This window comes from Pseudomonas sp. AFG_SD02_1510_Pfu_092, assembly GCF_003331055.1.
Lineage (GTDB): Bacteria > Pseudomonadota > Gammaproteobacteria > Pseudomonadales > Pseudomonadaceae > Aquipseudomonas.
In genome coordinates, this window is sequence record NZ_PUQD01000005.1 from 84,989 (window position 1) to 100,431 (window position 15,443).

Annotated in this window: 13 protein-coding genes and 1 pseudogene; 2 read left to right on the plus strand and 12 right to left on the minus strand. The window is 63.8% G+C overall.

Features of this window, described 5'->3' with window-relative positions:
* Positions 1–7: 7 nt before the first annotated feature.
* From C6A77_RS04120 to hutC, 6 genes and pseudogenes are all read right to left on the minus strand, one after another.
* Positions 8–838 carry a glycine betaine/L-proline ABC transporter ATP-binding protein gene (locus C6A77_RS04120; RefSeq protein ID WP_114168140.1) on the minus strand — a complete coding sequence of 277 codons (831 nt, stop codon included), beginning with the start codon at positions 836–838 and terminating at the stop codon, positions 8–10.
* Positions 835–1,672 (minus strand): annotated as a pseudogene (locus C6A77_RS04125) (proline/glycine betaine ABC transporter permease). Before C6A77_RS04125 ends, C6A77_RS04120 begins: the two are co-directional and overlap by 4 nt.
* Before the next feature lie 26 nt (positions 1,673–1,698).
* Positions 1,699–2,667 (minus strand): ABC transporter substrate-binding protein, encoded by a 969-nt coding sequence (locus tag C6A77_RS04130; RefSeq protein ID WP_114168141.1) that lies wholly within the window; start codon positions 2,665–2,667, stop codon positions 1,699–1,701.
* Between the two features lie 119 nt (positions 2,668–2,786).
* A complete protein-coding gene (hutU, locus tag C6A77_RS04135; RefSeq protein ID WP_114168142.1) occupies positions 2,787–4,466 on the minus strand; it encodes a urocanate hydratase in 1,680 nt (559 codons plus the stop codon).
* A 384-nt stretch (positions 4,467–4,850) separates the two neighbouring features.
* On the minus strand, positions 4,851–5,426 hold the full coding sequence (locus C6A77_RS04140; protein WP_114168143.1) for a HutD family protein: 576 nt from the start codon (positions 5,424–5,426) through the stop codon (positions 4,851–4,853).
* Positions 5,423–6,133 carry a histidine utilization repressor gene (hutC, locus tag C6A77_RS04145; protein ID WP_161959645.1) on the minus strand — a complete coding sequence of 237 codons (711 nt, stop codon included), beginning with the start codon at positions 6,131–6,133 and terminating at the stop codon, positions 5,423–5,425. The genes C6A77_RS04140 and hutC overlap by 4 nt, the downstream gene beginning before the upstream one ends.
* Positions 6,134–6,276: 143 nt before the next feature.
* Between hutC and C6A77_RS04150 the strand changes: the two genes are divergently transcribed.
* On the plus strand, positions 6,277–7,641 hold the full coding sequence (locus C6A77_RS04150) for a formimidoylglutamate deiminase (RefSeq protein WP_114168145.1): 1,365 nt from the start codon (positions 6,277–6,279) through the stop codon (positions 7,639–7,641).
* 117 nt (positions 7,642–7,758) lie between these two features.
* On the opposite strand, the gene C6A77_RS04155 is transcribed toward C6A77_RS04150, so the two are convergent.
* The 5 genes from C6A77_RS04155 to C6A77_RS04175 form a co-directional block, all read right to left on the minus strand.
* Positions 7,759–8,331, minus strand: a complete 573-nt coding sequence (locus C6A77_RS04155) for a lipocalin family protein (protein WP_114168146.1) — start codon at positions 8,329–8,331, stop codon at positions 7,759–7,761.
* A complete protein-coding gene (gene bamE, locus C6A77_RS04160) occupies positions 8,328–8,582 on the minus strand; it encodes an outer membrane protein assembly factor BamE (protein WP_043200628.1) in 255 nt (84 codons plus the stop codon). The genes C6A77_RS04155 and bamE overlap by 4 nt, the downstream gene beginning before the upstream one ends.
* Before the next feature lie 226 nt (positions 8,583–8,808).
* Entirely contained in the window at positions 8,809–9,405 is a 597-nt protein-coding gene (locus C6A77_RS04165; protein WP_114168147.1) for a DUF924 family protein, read from the minus strand.
* Positions 9,406–9,408: 3 nt separating this feature from the next.
* A complete protein-coding gene (locus tag C6A77_RS04170) occupies positions 9,409–10,419 on the minus strand; it encodes a class 1 fructose-bisphosphatase (RefSeq protein WP_114168148.1) in 1,011 nt (336 codons plus the stop codon).
* A 250-nt stretch (positions 10,420–10,669) separates the two neighbouring features.
* Positions 10,670–13,120: a glycogen/starch/alpha-glucan phosphorylase gene (locus C6A77_RS04175; RefSeq protein ID WP_114168149.1), complete on the minus strand. Its 2,451-nt coding sequence runs from the start codon at positions 13,118–13,120 to the stop codon at positions 10,670–10,672.
* 185 nt (positions 13,121–13,305) lie between these two features.
* On the opposite strand from C6A77_RS04175, the gene C6A77_RS04180 reads away from it, so the two are divergent.
* Positions 13,306–13,710 carry a YkgJ family cysteine cluster protein gene (locus C6A77_RS04180; RefSeq protein ID WP_114168150.1) on the plus strand — a complete coding sequence of 135 codons (405 nt, stop codon included), beginning with the start codon at positions 13,306–13,308 and terminating at the stop codon, positions 13,708–13,710.
* Positions 13,711–13,879: 169 nt separating this feature from the next.
* Here C6A77_RS04180 and C6A77_RS04185 read toward each other — a convergent pair whose 3' ends face one another.
* Positions 13,880–15,304, minus strand: coding sequence for a PhoPQ-activated protein PqaA family protein (locus C6A77_RS04185; RefSeq protein WP_114168151.1), 1,425 nt, complete (start codon positions 15,302–15,304; stop codon positions 13,880–13,882).
* Positions 15,305–15,443: the final 139 nt, after the last annotated feature.

Sequence of the window (15,443 nt, forward strand, 5' to 3'; positions counted from 1 at the left end):
CTGCCTCTCATACCGCGACCGCGCGGCGCTGGACGAAGCGGTCGACATATTCGTCGGCCGGGTCGTGGAGGATCTGGTGCGGCGTACCCACCTGGATCAGGCGGCCGTCCTTGAGGATGGCGATGCGGTTGCCGATGCGCACGGCTTCGTCCAGGTCGTGGGTGATGAACACGATGGTCTTGTGCAGGGTCTTCTGCAGCTCCAGCAGCTGATCCTGCATTTCTGCGCGGATCAGCGGATCGAGGGCGCTGAACGCCTCGTCCATGAGGATGATGTCGGTATCCGCCGCCAGCGCCCGCGCCAGGCCAACGCGTTGGCGCATGCCGCCGGACAACTGGTGCGGGTACTTCTTCTCGTAGCCCTTCAGGCCCACGGTCTCGATCCATTGCTGGGCGCGCTCGGCGCACAGCTGCTTGCTCTCGCCGCGCACCTTCAGGCCGTAGGCGACGTTGTCCAGCACATTGCGGTGCGGCAACAGGCCGAAGCTCTGGAACACCATGCTGATCTTGCGCCGACGAAATTCGCGCAGGGCATCCATGTCGTACTGCAGGATGTCCTCGCCATCGACCAGGATCTGCCCACTGGTGGGGTCGATCAGGCGGTTGAAATGGCGTACCAGCGTCGACTTGCCAGAACCGGACAGGCCCATGATCACGAAGATCTCGCCGCTGCCGATGGACAACGACAGGTCGTTGACGCCGACCACGCAACCGGTCTGGGCCAGCACCTGGTCCTTGCCGTGGTTGTTGCGGATCAACTGCAGGGCTTCGCTGGCGCGGTCGCCGAAGATCTTGAAGACGTTTTTCACTTCGATCTTGCTGATCGGCTGCATGCTCATTTGCTCACCTCATGGCGTGGCCGGCCATAGGCCTGGGTAATACGATCGATCACCACCGCGAGAATCACGATGGCCAGGCCTGCCTCGAGGCCACGGCCGACGTTGAGGGTCTGGATGCCGACCAGTACGTCCTCGCCCAAGCCCCGGGCACCGATCATCGAAGCGATCACCACCATCGACAGGGCCATCATGGTGGTCTGGTTGATACCGGCCATGATGCTCGGCAGCGCCAGCGGCAACTGCACGCCGAACAGTTGCTGCCAACGGTTGGCGCCGAAGGCGTTCTTCGCCGTCCACCTGGCGGATGCCCAGGTCGGTCAGGCGGATCAATGGCGGCGCGGCGTAGATCACCGTGGCGAAGATCGCCGGCACCTTGCCCAGGCCGAACAGCATCAGCACCGGGATCAGGTACACGAAGCTGGGCATGGTCTGCATGATGTCCAGCAACGGCATCAGCACCGCGCGCAAGCGGTTGCTGCGCGCCGACAGAATGCCCAGCGGGATGCCCACCAGCACCGAGATCAGCGTGGCCACCAGCATCAGCGCCAAGGTCTGCATCAGTTTGTCCCAGAGGCCGACGGCGCCCACCAGGAACAGCAAGCCGGTGATGACCAAGGTCGGTAGCACGCGCCGGGTGGCGTGCCAGGCGATCACGGCCACCACGCCGAGCATCAGCCACCAGGGCGTCGCCCGCAGCGCGCCTTCGAGGCTGACGATCGCCCACAGCAGGGTGTCGGAGATGTGCCGGAACACATCCCCATAGTTGGTCACCAGGGCGTCGACCCAGCCGTTGACCCAGTCGGCGATGGAGAATGTCAGGTTGTCAGGAAACATAGGTTCCACTCATCAGCTGAGGACGCTCAGAGCGCCGCGTTGATCTTCTTGGCAGCCTCTTCGCTGACCCAGGCCTGCCAGACTTCAGGATGTTCCTTGAGGAACGCCTTGGCCAGCGCTGGCGATTCGATCCGGTCCTTGGCCATGCGCGCCAGGTTCTGGTTCAGCAGATCGATGGGCAGGTTGACCTTCTGCAGCACCGCGACCAGCTCTGGCGCCTCGTCGTGGAACGCCTTGGAAAGGCCGACCTTGATCGACACGGTCTTGTCCACACCGTCCTTTTCCTGCAGCTTGACCAGGTCGACCTGGCCCATCAGCGGAGTGGGTGTCCAGTAATAGAACAGGATCGGCTCGCCGCGCTTGTAGCTCGACAGAACCGCAGCATCCAGTGCCGGGCCGGTGCCCGGGCGGAAGTTGGTGTAGCTGTTTTCCAGGCCGTACTCCTTGAGCATCTTGGTGTTGTCGAGTTCGCAGGTCCAACCGGCCGGGCAGTTGTAGAAACGGCCCTTGGCAGGTTCTTCCTGGTCCTTGAACACGCTGGAATACTTGCCCAGGTCGGCCACGCTCTTGAGCTCTGGCGCCTTGGCTTCGAGCTTGCGCTTGGCGTCACCCTCGATCACGTAGCGCGGCACGTACCAGCCCTCCTCGGCGCCGACCACCGGCGCGCCGACACCGACCACCTTGCCGGCGGCCTCGGCCTTCTTCCAGACCTCGCTGCGGCCGACCCACTCTTCGGCGAACACCTGGATGTCATTGGTGCCCAGGGCGTTTTCCATGGTGATGGAATTGCCAGGCAGGCTGTCGGTTTCGCAGCCGTAGCCGTTCTTCAATACAAACTGCATCACATCGGTCAGCAGCATGCCGCTTTCCCAGTTCAGCCCGGCGAACTTCACCGGCTTGCCAGATTCGCACCAGCCGGCGGCCTGGCTGCTGCCGGCGGCGCCGAGCAGGCCGAGGGCGAACAGCGAGGCAAGCAAGGTCTTGTTGGTTTTCATTGCGTGACGCTCCCAAACTTGAAAGTGGAAATCGGCAGTCCTTGCAAGAAAATGCTGCATCCAGGGGTTGCTGCGCGGGTGCCTCCATGAACGCCCGCGCAGCCACCACGGCTGGATTCTCAGCCGGTGATCATCGGCAGGTTCAGGCCCTGCTCTTTGGCGCAATCGATCGCAATCTGGTAGCCAGCATCGGCGTGGCGCATCACCCCGGTGGCGGGGTCGTTGGTCAGCACGCGGGCGATGCGCGCGGCGGCCTCGTCGGTACCGTCACACACAATGACCATGCCAGAGTGCTGCGAGAAGCCCATGCCCACGCCACCGCCGTGGTGCAGCGAAACCCAGGTGGCGCCGCTGGCGGTGTTCAGCAGGGCGTTCAGCAGCGGCCAGTCGGACACCGCGTCCGAGCCGTCCTGCATGGCTTCGGTCTCGCGGTTGGGGCTGGAGACCGAGCCGGAGTCGAGGTGGTCGCGGCCAATCACGATCGGCGCCGACAGCTCGCCGCTGCGGACCATTTCGTTGAATGCCAGGCCCAGCTTGGCACGCAGGCCCAGGCCTACCCAGCAGATTCGGGCCGGCAGGCCCTGGAAGCTGATGCGCTCGCGGGCCATGTCCAGCCAGCGGTGCAGGTGGGCGTCGTCCGGGATCAGTTCCTTGACCTTGGCGTCGGTCTTGTAGATGTCTTCGGCATCGCCGGACAGCGCGGCCCAGCGGAACGGGCCGATACCCCGGCAGAACAGCGGGCGGATGTACGCCGGGACGAAGCCCGGGAAGTCGAAGGCATTGGCGACGCCCTCTTCCTTGGCCATCTGGCGAATGTTGTTGCCGTAGTCGAAGGTCGGTACGCCTTGCTTCTGGAAATCGAGCATGGCTTGCACGTGCACGGCCATGGACTGTTTGGCGGCCTTGACCACGGCGGCGGGTTCGGTCTGGGCGCGGTCGCGGTACTGCTCCCAGGTCCAGCCGGCAGGCAGGTAGCCGTTCAGCGGGTCGTGGGCGCTGGTCTGGTCGGTGACCATGTCCGGGCGCACGCCGCGCTTGACCAGTTCCGGCAGGATTTCGGCGGCGTTGCCGTGCAGGGCGATGGAGATGGCCTTGCCTTCGGCAGTGTATTTGGCGATGCGCGCCAGGGCGTCGTCGAGGTCGCTGGCCTGTTCATCGACGTAGCGGGTTTGCAGGCGGAAGTCGATGCGGCTCTGCTGGCATTCGATGTTCAGCGAGCAGGCGCCGGCCAAGGTCGCCGCCAGTGGCTGGGCGCCGCCCATGCCGCCCAGGCCGGCGGTGAGCACCCACTTGCCCTTGAGGCTGCCGCCATAGTGCTGGCGACCAGCTTCGACGAAGGTTTCATAGGTGCCCTGGACGATGCCCTGGCTGCCGATGTAGATCCAGCTGCCGGCGGTCATCTGGCCGTACATGGCCAGGCCCTTGGCGTCCAGTTCGTTGAAGTGCTCCCAGTTGGCCCAGTGCGGCACCAGGTTGGAGTTGGCGATGAGCACGCGCGGGGCGTTGGCGTGGGTCTTGAACACGCCGACCGGTTTGCCCGACTGCACCAGCAGGGTTTCATCGTCGTTCAGCTGGGTCAGGCTCTCGACGATCTTGTCGTAGCAGGCCCAGTTGCGCGCGGCGCGGCCGATGCCGCCGTACACCACCAGTTCCTTCGGGTTTTCGGCAACCTGCGGGTCGAGGTTGTTCATCAGCATGCGCAGCGGCGCTTCAGTCAGCCAGCTCTTGGCGGTCAGCTTGTTGCCACGCGGGGCGCGGATCTCGACGTCACGGAATTTGTTCAGCTTGTTGTCAGTCACGAAAAGTGCTCCTCGAGCGATCTATCCAAAACCCGACGCGATCGGCGGGCCAGTGGTGCGGTCGGTACAGCGCGAATGGGGACGGCCTATCCACTTTCGCGCACTTGGCTTTACTTGTACATACAAGCATATGCAATTGAACGGCCAAGTCGCTTCGCCGGGCATCCTTTTGGGTGCTGCCAGGGAAGTGCAGCCCACAGAGCGCAAGGCATCCAGGGGATTGAAAAAGCTGTGAGGGGGTCTGGCGAGAGGAATTCGAATCAGAAGGCATTGCGCCATCTTGGGGCATTCGGTAACAGGCCAGACCATTACGGGGCGTTACCGTGTAACTTTTACCAGGCCACACGGCCCCTTCGCGTAACGGCGAAGGGCCGCCGGGGAACGTTACGAAAGCGCAGTCAGCTCGATGACACAGCAGCGCCCGAGCACCTCCACTTCCAGAAGGCGCTCGTTACCGCTCAGTTGCAGGCAGTCATACAACCCCAGCGCCGGCTGCAGCTGGCCATCGAGGCTCACCTGCAACTGCGCCTGGCCACTGAAGATCAGTACCGTGCTGGCGGCACTGAACAGCCGGCTGCCACCGTTGAACCACTGCAACCGCGCACGGTAACGCAGCGGTGCGTAGATCAGGTTGAAGTCGCGGATCGGCCCGCCCAGCAACGCGCAGTTCACCTGGCTTTCACCGCTGAACGCATAGGCGTCGAAGGGCACCAGTGGCCGGCTGGGCTGGCCATCCACGGTAAGGCGCATGCCATCCCCCTGCAGCACGGTGATGATGCGCTGGTACCCGGTGAAGGTAGAGAAGCCCCCGGAAGCCTCGATATCGGCAATCGACAGGCGCCAGCCGAAACCTTCGAGCCCGTCACCGGCGTCGCGGGTGATTTCCTCGGTGAACCCGCCACCGTTCTTCCACGGCATGCGTGGGTAGTCTTTGGCACGCAACCATTGCAGCTGGCTCATTTGCTGAAACGTCCTTCCAGGCGATGACGGGAACCGGGGTGGATCAGCCGCGCGGCCGTGACAGGCTGGCGACCGGACCAGGTGCGGCGGCGAATCAACAGGCACGGCTCACCCTGCTCGATCTGCAGGAGCCGGCATTCGTCGGGCTCGGCGAGGATGGCTTCGACGACATGCTCGCCTTCGGTCAGCGGCGCTACCTGGGACAGGTAGGCGTAGGGCGTCTGCACGGTGAAGTCCTGCTTGAGGTATTCCGGGGCGATCTGCGCATTGACGTAACGGTCTTCGATTTGCACCGGTACGCCGTTTTCATAGTGCACGATCAACGAATGGAACACCCGCTGGCCTTCGCGCATGTCCAGGGCCAGAGCGCGTTCGGAGCCTGCGGCTTCCTCGGCCAGGGTAATCACCTGGCAGCTGTGCTGGTGGCCACGTGCGGCGATCTCGTCGGCGATATTGTTGACTTCGAACAGCGCCGAACGGGTCTTGGGCTCGGCGACGAAGGTGCCGACCCCCTGCATGCGCACCAACAGCCCTTCAGCGGTAAGCTCGCGCAACGCGCGGTTGATGGTCATGCGGCTGAAGCCCAGCTGGCTGACGAGCTCGCTTTCGGACGGCACGCGGTGGTGCGGCGGCCAGCTGCCATTCTCGATCTGCTGGACGATCATCTGCTTGACCCGGGCGTACAACGGCGCCGGGCCCTCGCCCATTTGGGCTACCAGCGTGGAGACAGAAGGTGTCGGCACGGCGTTTGATCCTTGTGAGAATAGATTGACGGTAGCTTGCCGGAGTTTACCCGGCAGGCAAACGGCTGTATATGTATATACAAGCTGAACAATAACAGGACTGCGCAATGCCCGCCTATTACGCCGAACGTGCCCTCCTGCCCACCGGTTGGGCTCACCATGTCCGTTTCGAGGTCGCTGGCGATGGTTGCCTGTCGGCAATCGAAACGGATGCCAGTGCCGAAGGTGCCGAGCGCCTCGGCGGCCCTGTGCTGCCCGGCATGCCCAACCTGCACTCGCATGCCTTCCAGCGCGCGATGGCCGGCCTGGCGGAAGTCGCCGGCAACCCCAACGACAGTTTCTGGACCTGGCGAGACCTGATGTACCGCCTGGTCGGGCAGATCAGCCCGGAGCAGCTGCAGGTCATCGCTCGCCAGCTGTACATCGAAATGCTCAAGGCCGGCTACACCTCGGTGGCGGAATTCCACTACGTGCACCACGACCAGGCCGGCGAGGCCTACGCCGACCCGGCCGAACTGTCGCGCCGTATCAGCGCGGCCGCAGCCGACAGCGGCATTGGCCTGACCTTGCTGCCGGTGCTGTACAGCCATGCCGGGTTTGGCGGCCAGGCCCCGAACGACGGGCAGCGGCGCTTTATCAACTCCACCGAACAGTACCTGCAGCTGCAGGCGCAACTGGCGCCGCTGCTGGCGGCACAACCTGCGCAGCGCCTGGGCCTGTGCTTCCATTCGCTGCGTGCGGTTACGCCGGCACAGATCGCCGCAGTGCTGGCGGCCAGCGACCCGCAATGCCCGGTGCATATCCACATTGCCGAGCAGCAGAAGGAAGTCGACGACTGCCTGGCCTGGAGCGGCCTGCGCCCGTTGCAGTGGCTGTACCAGCATGTGGATGTGGACCGGCGCTGGTGCCTGGTGCATGCCACCCATGCCGAGCCGGATGAAGTCACTGCCATGGCCCGCAGCGGCGCGGTAGCCGGGCTATGCCTGACTACCGAGGCCAACCTGGGCGACGGGATTTTCCCGGCGGTGGACTTTCTGGCCCAGGGCGGGCGCATGGGCATCGGTTCGGACAGCCATGTGTCGCTGAGCGTGGTCGAGGAGCTGCGCTGGCTGGAATATGGCCAGCGCCTGCGTGACCAACGGCGCAACCGCCTGTACCGCGGCGACCAGCCGATGGTCGGGCGTACGCTGTATGACGCTGCGCTGACGGGCGGCGCGCAGGCGCTGGGGCAGGCGGTCGGGGAACTGGCCGTAGGCAAGCGCGCCGACTGGCTGGTGCTCGATGGGCACGACCCTTACATTGCCACGGCCGATGGCGATGCCATTCTCAACCGCTGGCTGTTTGCCGGGGGGGACCGCCAGGTGCGGGATGTGATGGTGAACGGGCAGTGGGTGGTGCGCCAGGGGCGGCATGCGCAGGAAGAGGAAAGCGGGCGGGCGTTTGCCGGGGTGCTGCGCCAGTTGCTGGGGTGATCCGGCGCCTGTTCTATCGCATTCGCGGTAAACCCGCTCCCACAGGTGCTGTGGGAGCGGGCGTGCCCGCGAACACCGGCGAAGCCGGTGCCATACCCACAGTTGTCCTTGGAAAACTCAGTGCATCTTGACGATTTGCTGGTCCGAAGCGCGCCAGATCAAGCGGCTGGTGTCATACCCCTGTTGCCGCGCCCTCGACATCAGGTTCTCGCGCTCCCAGGCCGGTAGCGTCGGCGTGCGCGACAGCAGCCACAAGTGCTTGCGGTCCGGGCTGCCGACCACCGCGGTGCGATAACGCTCGTCCACGTACAGAATCCAGTACTCGCCCCTGGCCACGCCTGGTACCAGCTTGGTGAACCAGTTGTCGAACTCGACCCACAACTTGTCGGTGTGCCCCGGCTCCTGGATGTTCGCGTGCCCTTCGGCACGCAGCCATTCATCACCCATGGTGCGGCACCGGTTGAGCACCCCCAGGCTGCCATCGACCTTGAGGTTGTAGTGTGCCTCGGATTGCTCGCAACCGTCCTGGAAGTGCATCGGCAGGCGCGCCAGCTCGTACCATTTGCCCTGGTAGCGCTTGAGGTCGACATGACCAGCGGTTTTCGGCGCCAGCGGGTCGTGCACGGAGCCGGCACAACCGCCCAGCAGTAACGCCAGGCATACCCCCAGCAGCAGATACAGGCGCGTCATTTGAGACCCTGCCCGGAATACATCAGCACCTTGTCGGCTGCATATTGAACGCTGATGAAGCTCTTCTCGTCCCCCCAGGTGCAGCTGCTCATGCCCAGCGCGCCAGAGCACTCGGTCGGCGTGCCGAGCAACTGCTCGACCTCGGCCTTGTTCATACCGGCCTTGATCCTGGAATAGTTTTCCTGATTGATCTTGCTGCAGGCAGTCAGAACGACGCACAGCGACAACAGGGCGAGGGAACGCAACGACATGAAGGACACTCCTGGACAGGGGATACAGGCGAGTGGCCTGCAGTGACCTTCGACGGAAAAAACCTCCCCAGGTTCCCTGCCCTCCCCCTTTTCCCCCTACACCATTGGTCGGATGGCCACTAATGTGCGATTAATCACAAAGCATTAGTCGCGCGCCCAATAAAAAAGCCGCCCCTGTGGGAGCGGCCTTGCGTCGCGATGGCCTGCGCAGCAGGCCCCTGCACTCTCAGAATCTGGACCCAGGCTCCAGCAAAAAGTCCATCTCTTCGCTGGTGCTCGGCCGCTCCAGCACCAGGTTGCGGTGCGGGAAGCGCCCGAAACGGGCAATCACCCGCTGGTGCTGCTCGGCATAGTCGAGGAAACCTTCGAACAACCGGCGGTTGGCTTCGGGCTGTTCGTCCAGCAGCGTCTGATAGCGCTCGACGCACAGGTTTTGCCAGTCCAGCACCTCGGCGTGCTCCAGCACCAGCAACACGAACACCCGCTGGATCGGCAGCAACTGGTAATCCCAGTTCTTTTGCAAACCCTGCATCGCCACCACCTGGGCACGCCGGTCGCCCTCGAAGGCGCGCGGCGTATCGCGGTAGATCATGCGCGGCAGCTGGTCCAGCAGGATCAGCAGGCCCAGCCAGCCCTGCGGGCTTTGCTGCCACTCGTCGAGCCCACCCGCCAGGGCGTGCTCGACCAGCTCGCCGAACAGCGCCTGGGCCTCGGCATCGTGATGCTTGCCGAACCACAGCGTGCTCTTCTCGTCAGCCACGGCCTGGGGACTGGTGCCCCAACCGAACCACCACTCCAGCAACGGCTGCCAAGGTGCGAGCATGACTTACTCCTTGTGGTAGGCGGTAACGCGCTCGACCTCTTCCTTCGAGCCGAGGATTACCGACACGCGCTGGTGCAGGCTTTCTGGCTGGATGTCGAGGATGCGATCGTAACCGTTGGTGGAGGCGCCGCCGGCCTGCTCGATGATGAACGACATCGGGTTGGCCTCGTACATCAGGCGCAGCTTGCCCGGCTTGCTCGGCTCGCGGGCATCACGTGGGTACATGAACAGGCCGCCACGGGTCAGGATGCGGTGCACATCGGCCACCATCGAGGCGATCCAGCGCATGTTGTAGTTCTTCTTCAGCGGGCCGGTCTCGCCAGCCAGCAGTTCGCCCACGTAGCGCTGCACCGGGGCTTCCCAGTGGCGCTGGTTGGACATGTTGATGGCGAACTCGGCGGTGGTTTCCGGCACGCGGATGTTTTCGTGGGTGAGGACGAAGCTGCCCAGCTCACGGTCCAGGGTGAAGCCCTTGACGCCGTTGCCCAGGGTCAGGATCAGCATGGTCTGCGGGCCATAGATGGCGTAACCGGCGGCGACCTGCTCGGTGCCTGGCTGCAGGAAGGCGTTTTCGTTCAGGGTTTCGTTCTGGCTCAGGTACTCGTTAGGGCAACGCAGTACCGAGAAGATGGTGCCGACCGAGACGTTGACGTCGATGTTGGACGAGCCGTCCAGCGGGTCGAAGACCAGCAGGTAGGCGCCTTTCGGGTACTTGCCCGGAATCTGGTAGGCGTTGTCCATTTCTTCGGAGGCCATGCCGGCCAGGTGGCCGCCCCACTCGTTGGCTTCCAGCAGGATATCGTTGGAAATCACATCCAGTTTCTTCTGGACTTCGCCCTGCACGTTTTCAGTGCCCATGCTGCCCAGCACGCCGCCGAGGGCGCCTTTGGACACGTGATGGCTGATTTCCTTGCACGCACGCGCCACCACCTCGATCAGGAAGCGCAGATCGGCAGGGGTATTGTTGCTGCGGGTCTGCTCAATCAGATAGCGACTCAGGGTAACGCGGGACATGTATGGCTCCGAAAGGATTGGGGGATGAAAACCCCCGCAGTTTACAGGGAGAGTTGCGGGCTAGCGAGCGATGAGACTCGCCACGGCTCTCAGACGGCACAATAGGTCGGTAGTTCAGCGCGCACCAGGCCGGTGGTCTGGTTGTCGGCCCATTCGCGGGCTCGCCCGCTCCCACAGGGACTGCACAGGTTTCCAAGGCTGTGCAATCCCTGTGGGAGCGGGCCCGCGAAGAGGCCGGCACAGGCTTACATCAATCCAGCGCTTTCCAGATCTCACTGGCATATTCCCGAATCGTCCGGTCCGAGGAGAACCAGCCCATCCGCGCGGTGTTCAGCACCGCCATGCGCCACCATTCCTGCGGCTTGTGCCACAGCTCCTCGACCCGCCGCTGGGCATCCCAGTAGGCATCGAAGTCAGCGCACACCAGGAAGCGGTCATAGGCCACCAGCCCGTCGATCAAGGCGGTATAGCGCGACGGGTCATCCGGCGAGAACACCCCGCTGCGAATCGCCTGCAGCACATCGTTGAGGCGATTGGACGCGGCTATCGCCGCCGTCGCGCCGAAGTCCCCGGCGCGGCGCCGCGCTTCGACCTGCTGCGCGGTGAGGCCGAAGATGAACATGTTGTCCGCCCCGACCTGCTCGCTCATTTCCACGTTGGCGCCATCCAGGGTGCCGATGGTCAGCGCGCCGTTGAGGCCGAACTTCATGTTGCTGGTGCCGGACGCTTCGTAACCGGCGGTGGAAATCTGCTCGGAAAGGTCCGCCGCCGGGATGATGCTTTCGGCCAGGCTGACGTTGTAATTGGGCAGGAACACCACCTTCAGCAGGCCACGCACGGTCGGGTCGTTGTTCACCACCCGGGCAATGTCGTTGGCCAGCTTGATGATCAGCTTGGCCTGGTGATAACTGGCCGCGGCCTTGCCGGCGAAAATCTTCACCCGAGGCACCCAGTCGGTGCCAGGGTCGTTGCGCATGGCCTGGTACAGCGCCACGGTGTGCAGCAGGTTGAGCAACTGGCGCTTGTACTCGTGGATGCGCTTGACCTGCACATCGAACAACGCCTCGGGGTTGACCGTGACGCCCACGCGGTCCTGGATGATGCTGGCAAGGGCACGCTTGCTGTGCAGGCGCTGGGCGGCGAACTGCTTGCGGAAACTGCCCTTGTCGGCGAACGGCACCAGCCCGGCCAGGCGCCCCTCGGGGTCGTCCAGCAGCTCCGGGCCCAATGCCTCGACCAGCATGGCGGTCAGCTGCGGGTTGGACTGGTACAGCCAGCGGCGGAAGGTAATGCCGTTGGTCTTGTTGTTGATCCGTTGCGGGTAGAGCTTGTGCAGCTCGGCGAACACCGTGCTTTTCATCAGTTTGCTGTGCAGCGCCGATACCCCGTTGACGCTGTGCGAACCGAGGAACGCCAGGTTGCCCATGCGCACCCGCCGGCCGTTGTCCTCCTCGATCAGCGACACCGCCCGCAGCACATCGAAATCATGCAGGCCTTTCGCCCGCAGGGCGTCGATGTGGTAGGCGTTGATCAGATAGATGATCTGCATGTGCCGCGGCAGCATGCGCTCCATCAGCGCTACCGGCCAGGTTTCCAGGGCTTCGGGCAGCAAGGTGTGGTTGGTGTAGGCCAGAGTGCCGACGGTCAGTTCCCAGGCGGTATCCCAGGGGATTTCATGCTGGTCGACCAGCAGCCGCATCAGCTCGGCCACGGCGATCGACGGGTGGGTGTCGTTGAGCTGGATGGCCGCCGCATCGGGCAGGTTGAGCAGGTTGTCGTGCATGTTCAGGTGACGCCGCAGCAAGTCCTGCAGCGAGGCCGAAACGAAGAAGTACTCCTGGCGCAGGCGCAGCTCCTGGCCGGCCTCGGTGCTGTCTGCCGGGTACAGCACCCGCGAAATGCTTTCAGCCCGCGCCACCTCGGCCACCGCGCCCAGATGGTCGCCGGCGTTGAAGCGTTCCAGGTGCAGCTCTTCCAGCGCACGCGCACGCCACAGGCGCAGGGTGTTGACGCTGGCGCCGCGCCAACCGACCACCGGCGTGTCGTAAGCCACCGCCCGCACGGTCTCGCCCGGCCACCACACCTGGCGCGGCTGGCCGTGGGTGTCGTGCACCGTTTCGACGCTGCCGCCAAAGCTGATCGGGTAGATCACCTCGGCGCGCTCGAACTCCCAGGGGTTGCCGAAGTCCAGCCAGTTCTCGGTCTGCTCCTGCTGCCAGCCATCGACCATGGCCTGGCGGAACAGCCCGTGCTCGTAGCGTATGCCATAACCGTGGGCGGCGATGCCCAGGGTCGACATGCTTTCCATGAAGCACGCCGCCAGGCGGCCCAGGCCGCCATTGCCCAGCGCGGCATCCGGTTCGAGCAGGCGAATGCGCTCCAGGTCCACATCCAGCCCTTCCAGAGCATCGCGAGCGATGTCGAGCAAGCCCAGGTTACTCAGGCTGTCGTACAGCAGGCGGCCGATGAGAAACTCGAGGGAAAGGTAATAGACCCGCTTCTGGCTGCGGCGATAGGCCTGGCGAGTGTGGTCCATCCAGTGATCGACCATGTGATCGCGCGCGGCCAGGGCGATGGCTTCGAACCAGTCATGGTCGAAGGCGTGCTCCGGGTCCTTGCCGACCGCATAGGTCAGCTTGTTCAGTACGGCGGCGCGAAATTCCGCGACTTCGGCGTCACGTGCTTTGGGTTCCTGGGACATGCGGCATCCTCGGGCAAGTTGACGAAAGCGGAGGGAGATTGTTCAGCCTAGACGCTTCGACCGGGAGCGGAAGCCTGGGTTCGTGGTTTTCACGCATGTTTGCGCATTCGGTCAAAAGGTTGTTCATAAATTGAACAATTCCGGTATGATCGCGCGCCCCGATACCGTGATACACCCCCATAACGATGAAAACGACCCTGATCGCCGCTGCCGAAGTCGACCGCCTGGAGACTTGGCAGCGCTACACCAGCAGCATGTGCCATGGCTGCCATTCGACCTGCTGCACCCTGCCGGTGGAGGTGAAGATCAAGGATCTGATCCGCATTGGCGTGGTGGACGAGTTCGAGAAAGACGAACCGCCGAAGAACGTGGCCAAGCGTTTGCAGAAGGAAGGCATCATCGAGCGCTTCAACCAGAAGTCGGGGATCTTCACCCTGACCCGGATGAGCAACGATGACTGCATGTACCTGGATCGCAAGAGCCGGCTGTGCACCATTTATGACAAGCGCCCGGACACCTGCCGCAACCACCCCAAGGTCGGGCCGCGGCCGGGGTATTGTGCTTACAAGCCGAAGGTGGTTGGGCGGTGATTCGCCTTTTGATTGGGTGAGGACCACTGGGCGCATGCCTTGGTTGTGATGGTGTGGCGGAGATCGAGCGCCGCGCAGGCGGCGCTCGATCTCATAGGCGCTGAAAATGTCGAGGCGGCCCCATGGTGGCCCACCTGCAACCTGAAGACAGGCCCATCCCGGCACCTGCTCACGCACCGCCCGCCGGGAAGCTGCGGCAAGCACCACCGTGATCGGTCGGTGGATGCTCGGGGTATGTCTGCGGCAGCACGCTGACCGGGCTGGTGGCGACGAAGCCATCAGCGAACTTCGCCTCGACGAACTGCGCCTGCCACCCCGACGCTGGCGCCGTACGTTGCAGGGTGAAATGCTGCTGGGGCACCAGCGTCTCGGACTGGTAACGCACCCCGCAGGCATAGCGGAAGTCGCGATCCTGGCTGTTGCTTGCCGTCCACACCTTTACCGCCACCGGTGGCTCGGAGAACTGGACAGCCATCTGCCCGGGCTGCCCGCCCTCTGATACCTGCACGCTCGGCAGCGGTTTGCCATCGCGCAGGCGCGTCACCGCCGGCACCAGGGTACTGACCACCTGCTGACGCACCCCGCCGTGATCCGAGTTGGGCAACACCCTCAGGCTCGTCTGCCCTGGCAGGCGCTGCTGATAATCGGTAACGGGGTCCGGCGCGAAGAAATCATCACCGCTGGCAGACACCAGGTACTTGGGAATCGCCAAGCGCTGCCCCTCCTCGTTCAGATATTGCATCGGGTCCATCATCGTCATTAGCCGCTTGAATGCCGGGGTGCCCAGTTGTTGCAACACACCGGCCTGCTGGTAGGAACCCAGTGCCAAGGGCCAGTGACCGCCATAGCGCTTGCGTAGTCCAGCCAGCATGTCCGAGGTGTCCGCCACGTCGATCACCGCAGGCACGATGGCCATCACCCGGTCATCCGCCAACGCCGTAAGCCAAGCACTCCAGCCGCGCTTGGAGGCACCCGTGATGATGAATCTGTCCACCGTGAGCCCTTGCTTTGCCAGCTCCTGCTCAGCCAGGTCCATCGCCCGGCTCGCCGCAGCAGCCATCGGCACATGCAGTGGCAATTCCGGCGCAGCCCCTCTTAGCGAATGCGCCCAGGTATGGGCCACGGCGTCATCTTCGCGCAAGGGCTGGTCAACATCGCTGAAGGTCACGTACTGGTTGGGCGCATCGCTGATCATGACCACAGCCATCTGCGACTTGAGGGCCACTTCGCGCAACGCTTCGCGGGTATAGTCCGGGGTCTGCGCCGGCCCGTGCCGCACGCCGTTGTTCACCACCAGCAAGGCTCTGCCGGGCACGGCAGTGCGCGGTATGTGCAGCTCGACATCGTGCTCCCAGCGACGTGGCTCAACCACCGGCTCTGGCTCCCAGACCTGCGAAACCATTTGCAGACGACGGAATTCGTAGACAGGTTCAGAGGCCTGCTCGAGCAATCGGGCCTCCAGCGGTGTCTGGCGTACATTGTCGATGTGGCAGTGAACGACTTCCTGCAAACGCAGACCGCTACAGTCCTGCAGGGCGCTGGCATGGAAACTGGCCATCAGGCAGGGAATGGCCAGTGCGAATCGGTATTTCATGGGCTTGCTTCCTATTGCAGAAAGCACTCCACGCTAGGTGGCCCCGCAACCGTATACAAGCCGTGAAGGCTGCTGAAAGAAGCGCCCTACATCAGCTTCAGACATAGAGTACAACTTGCATCTCCATACAAACAAAAAC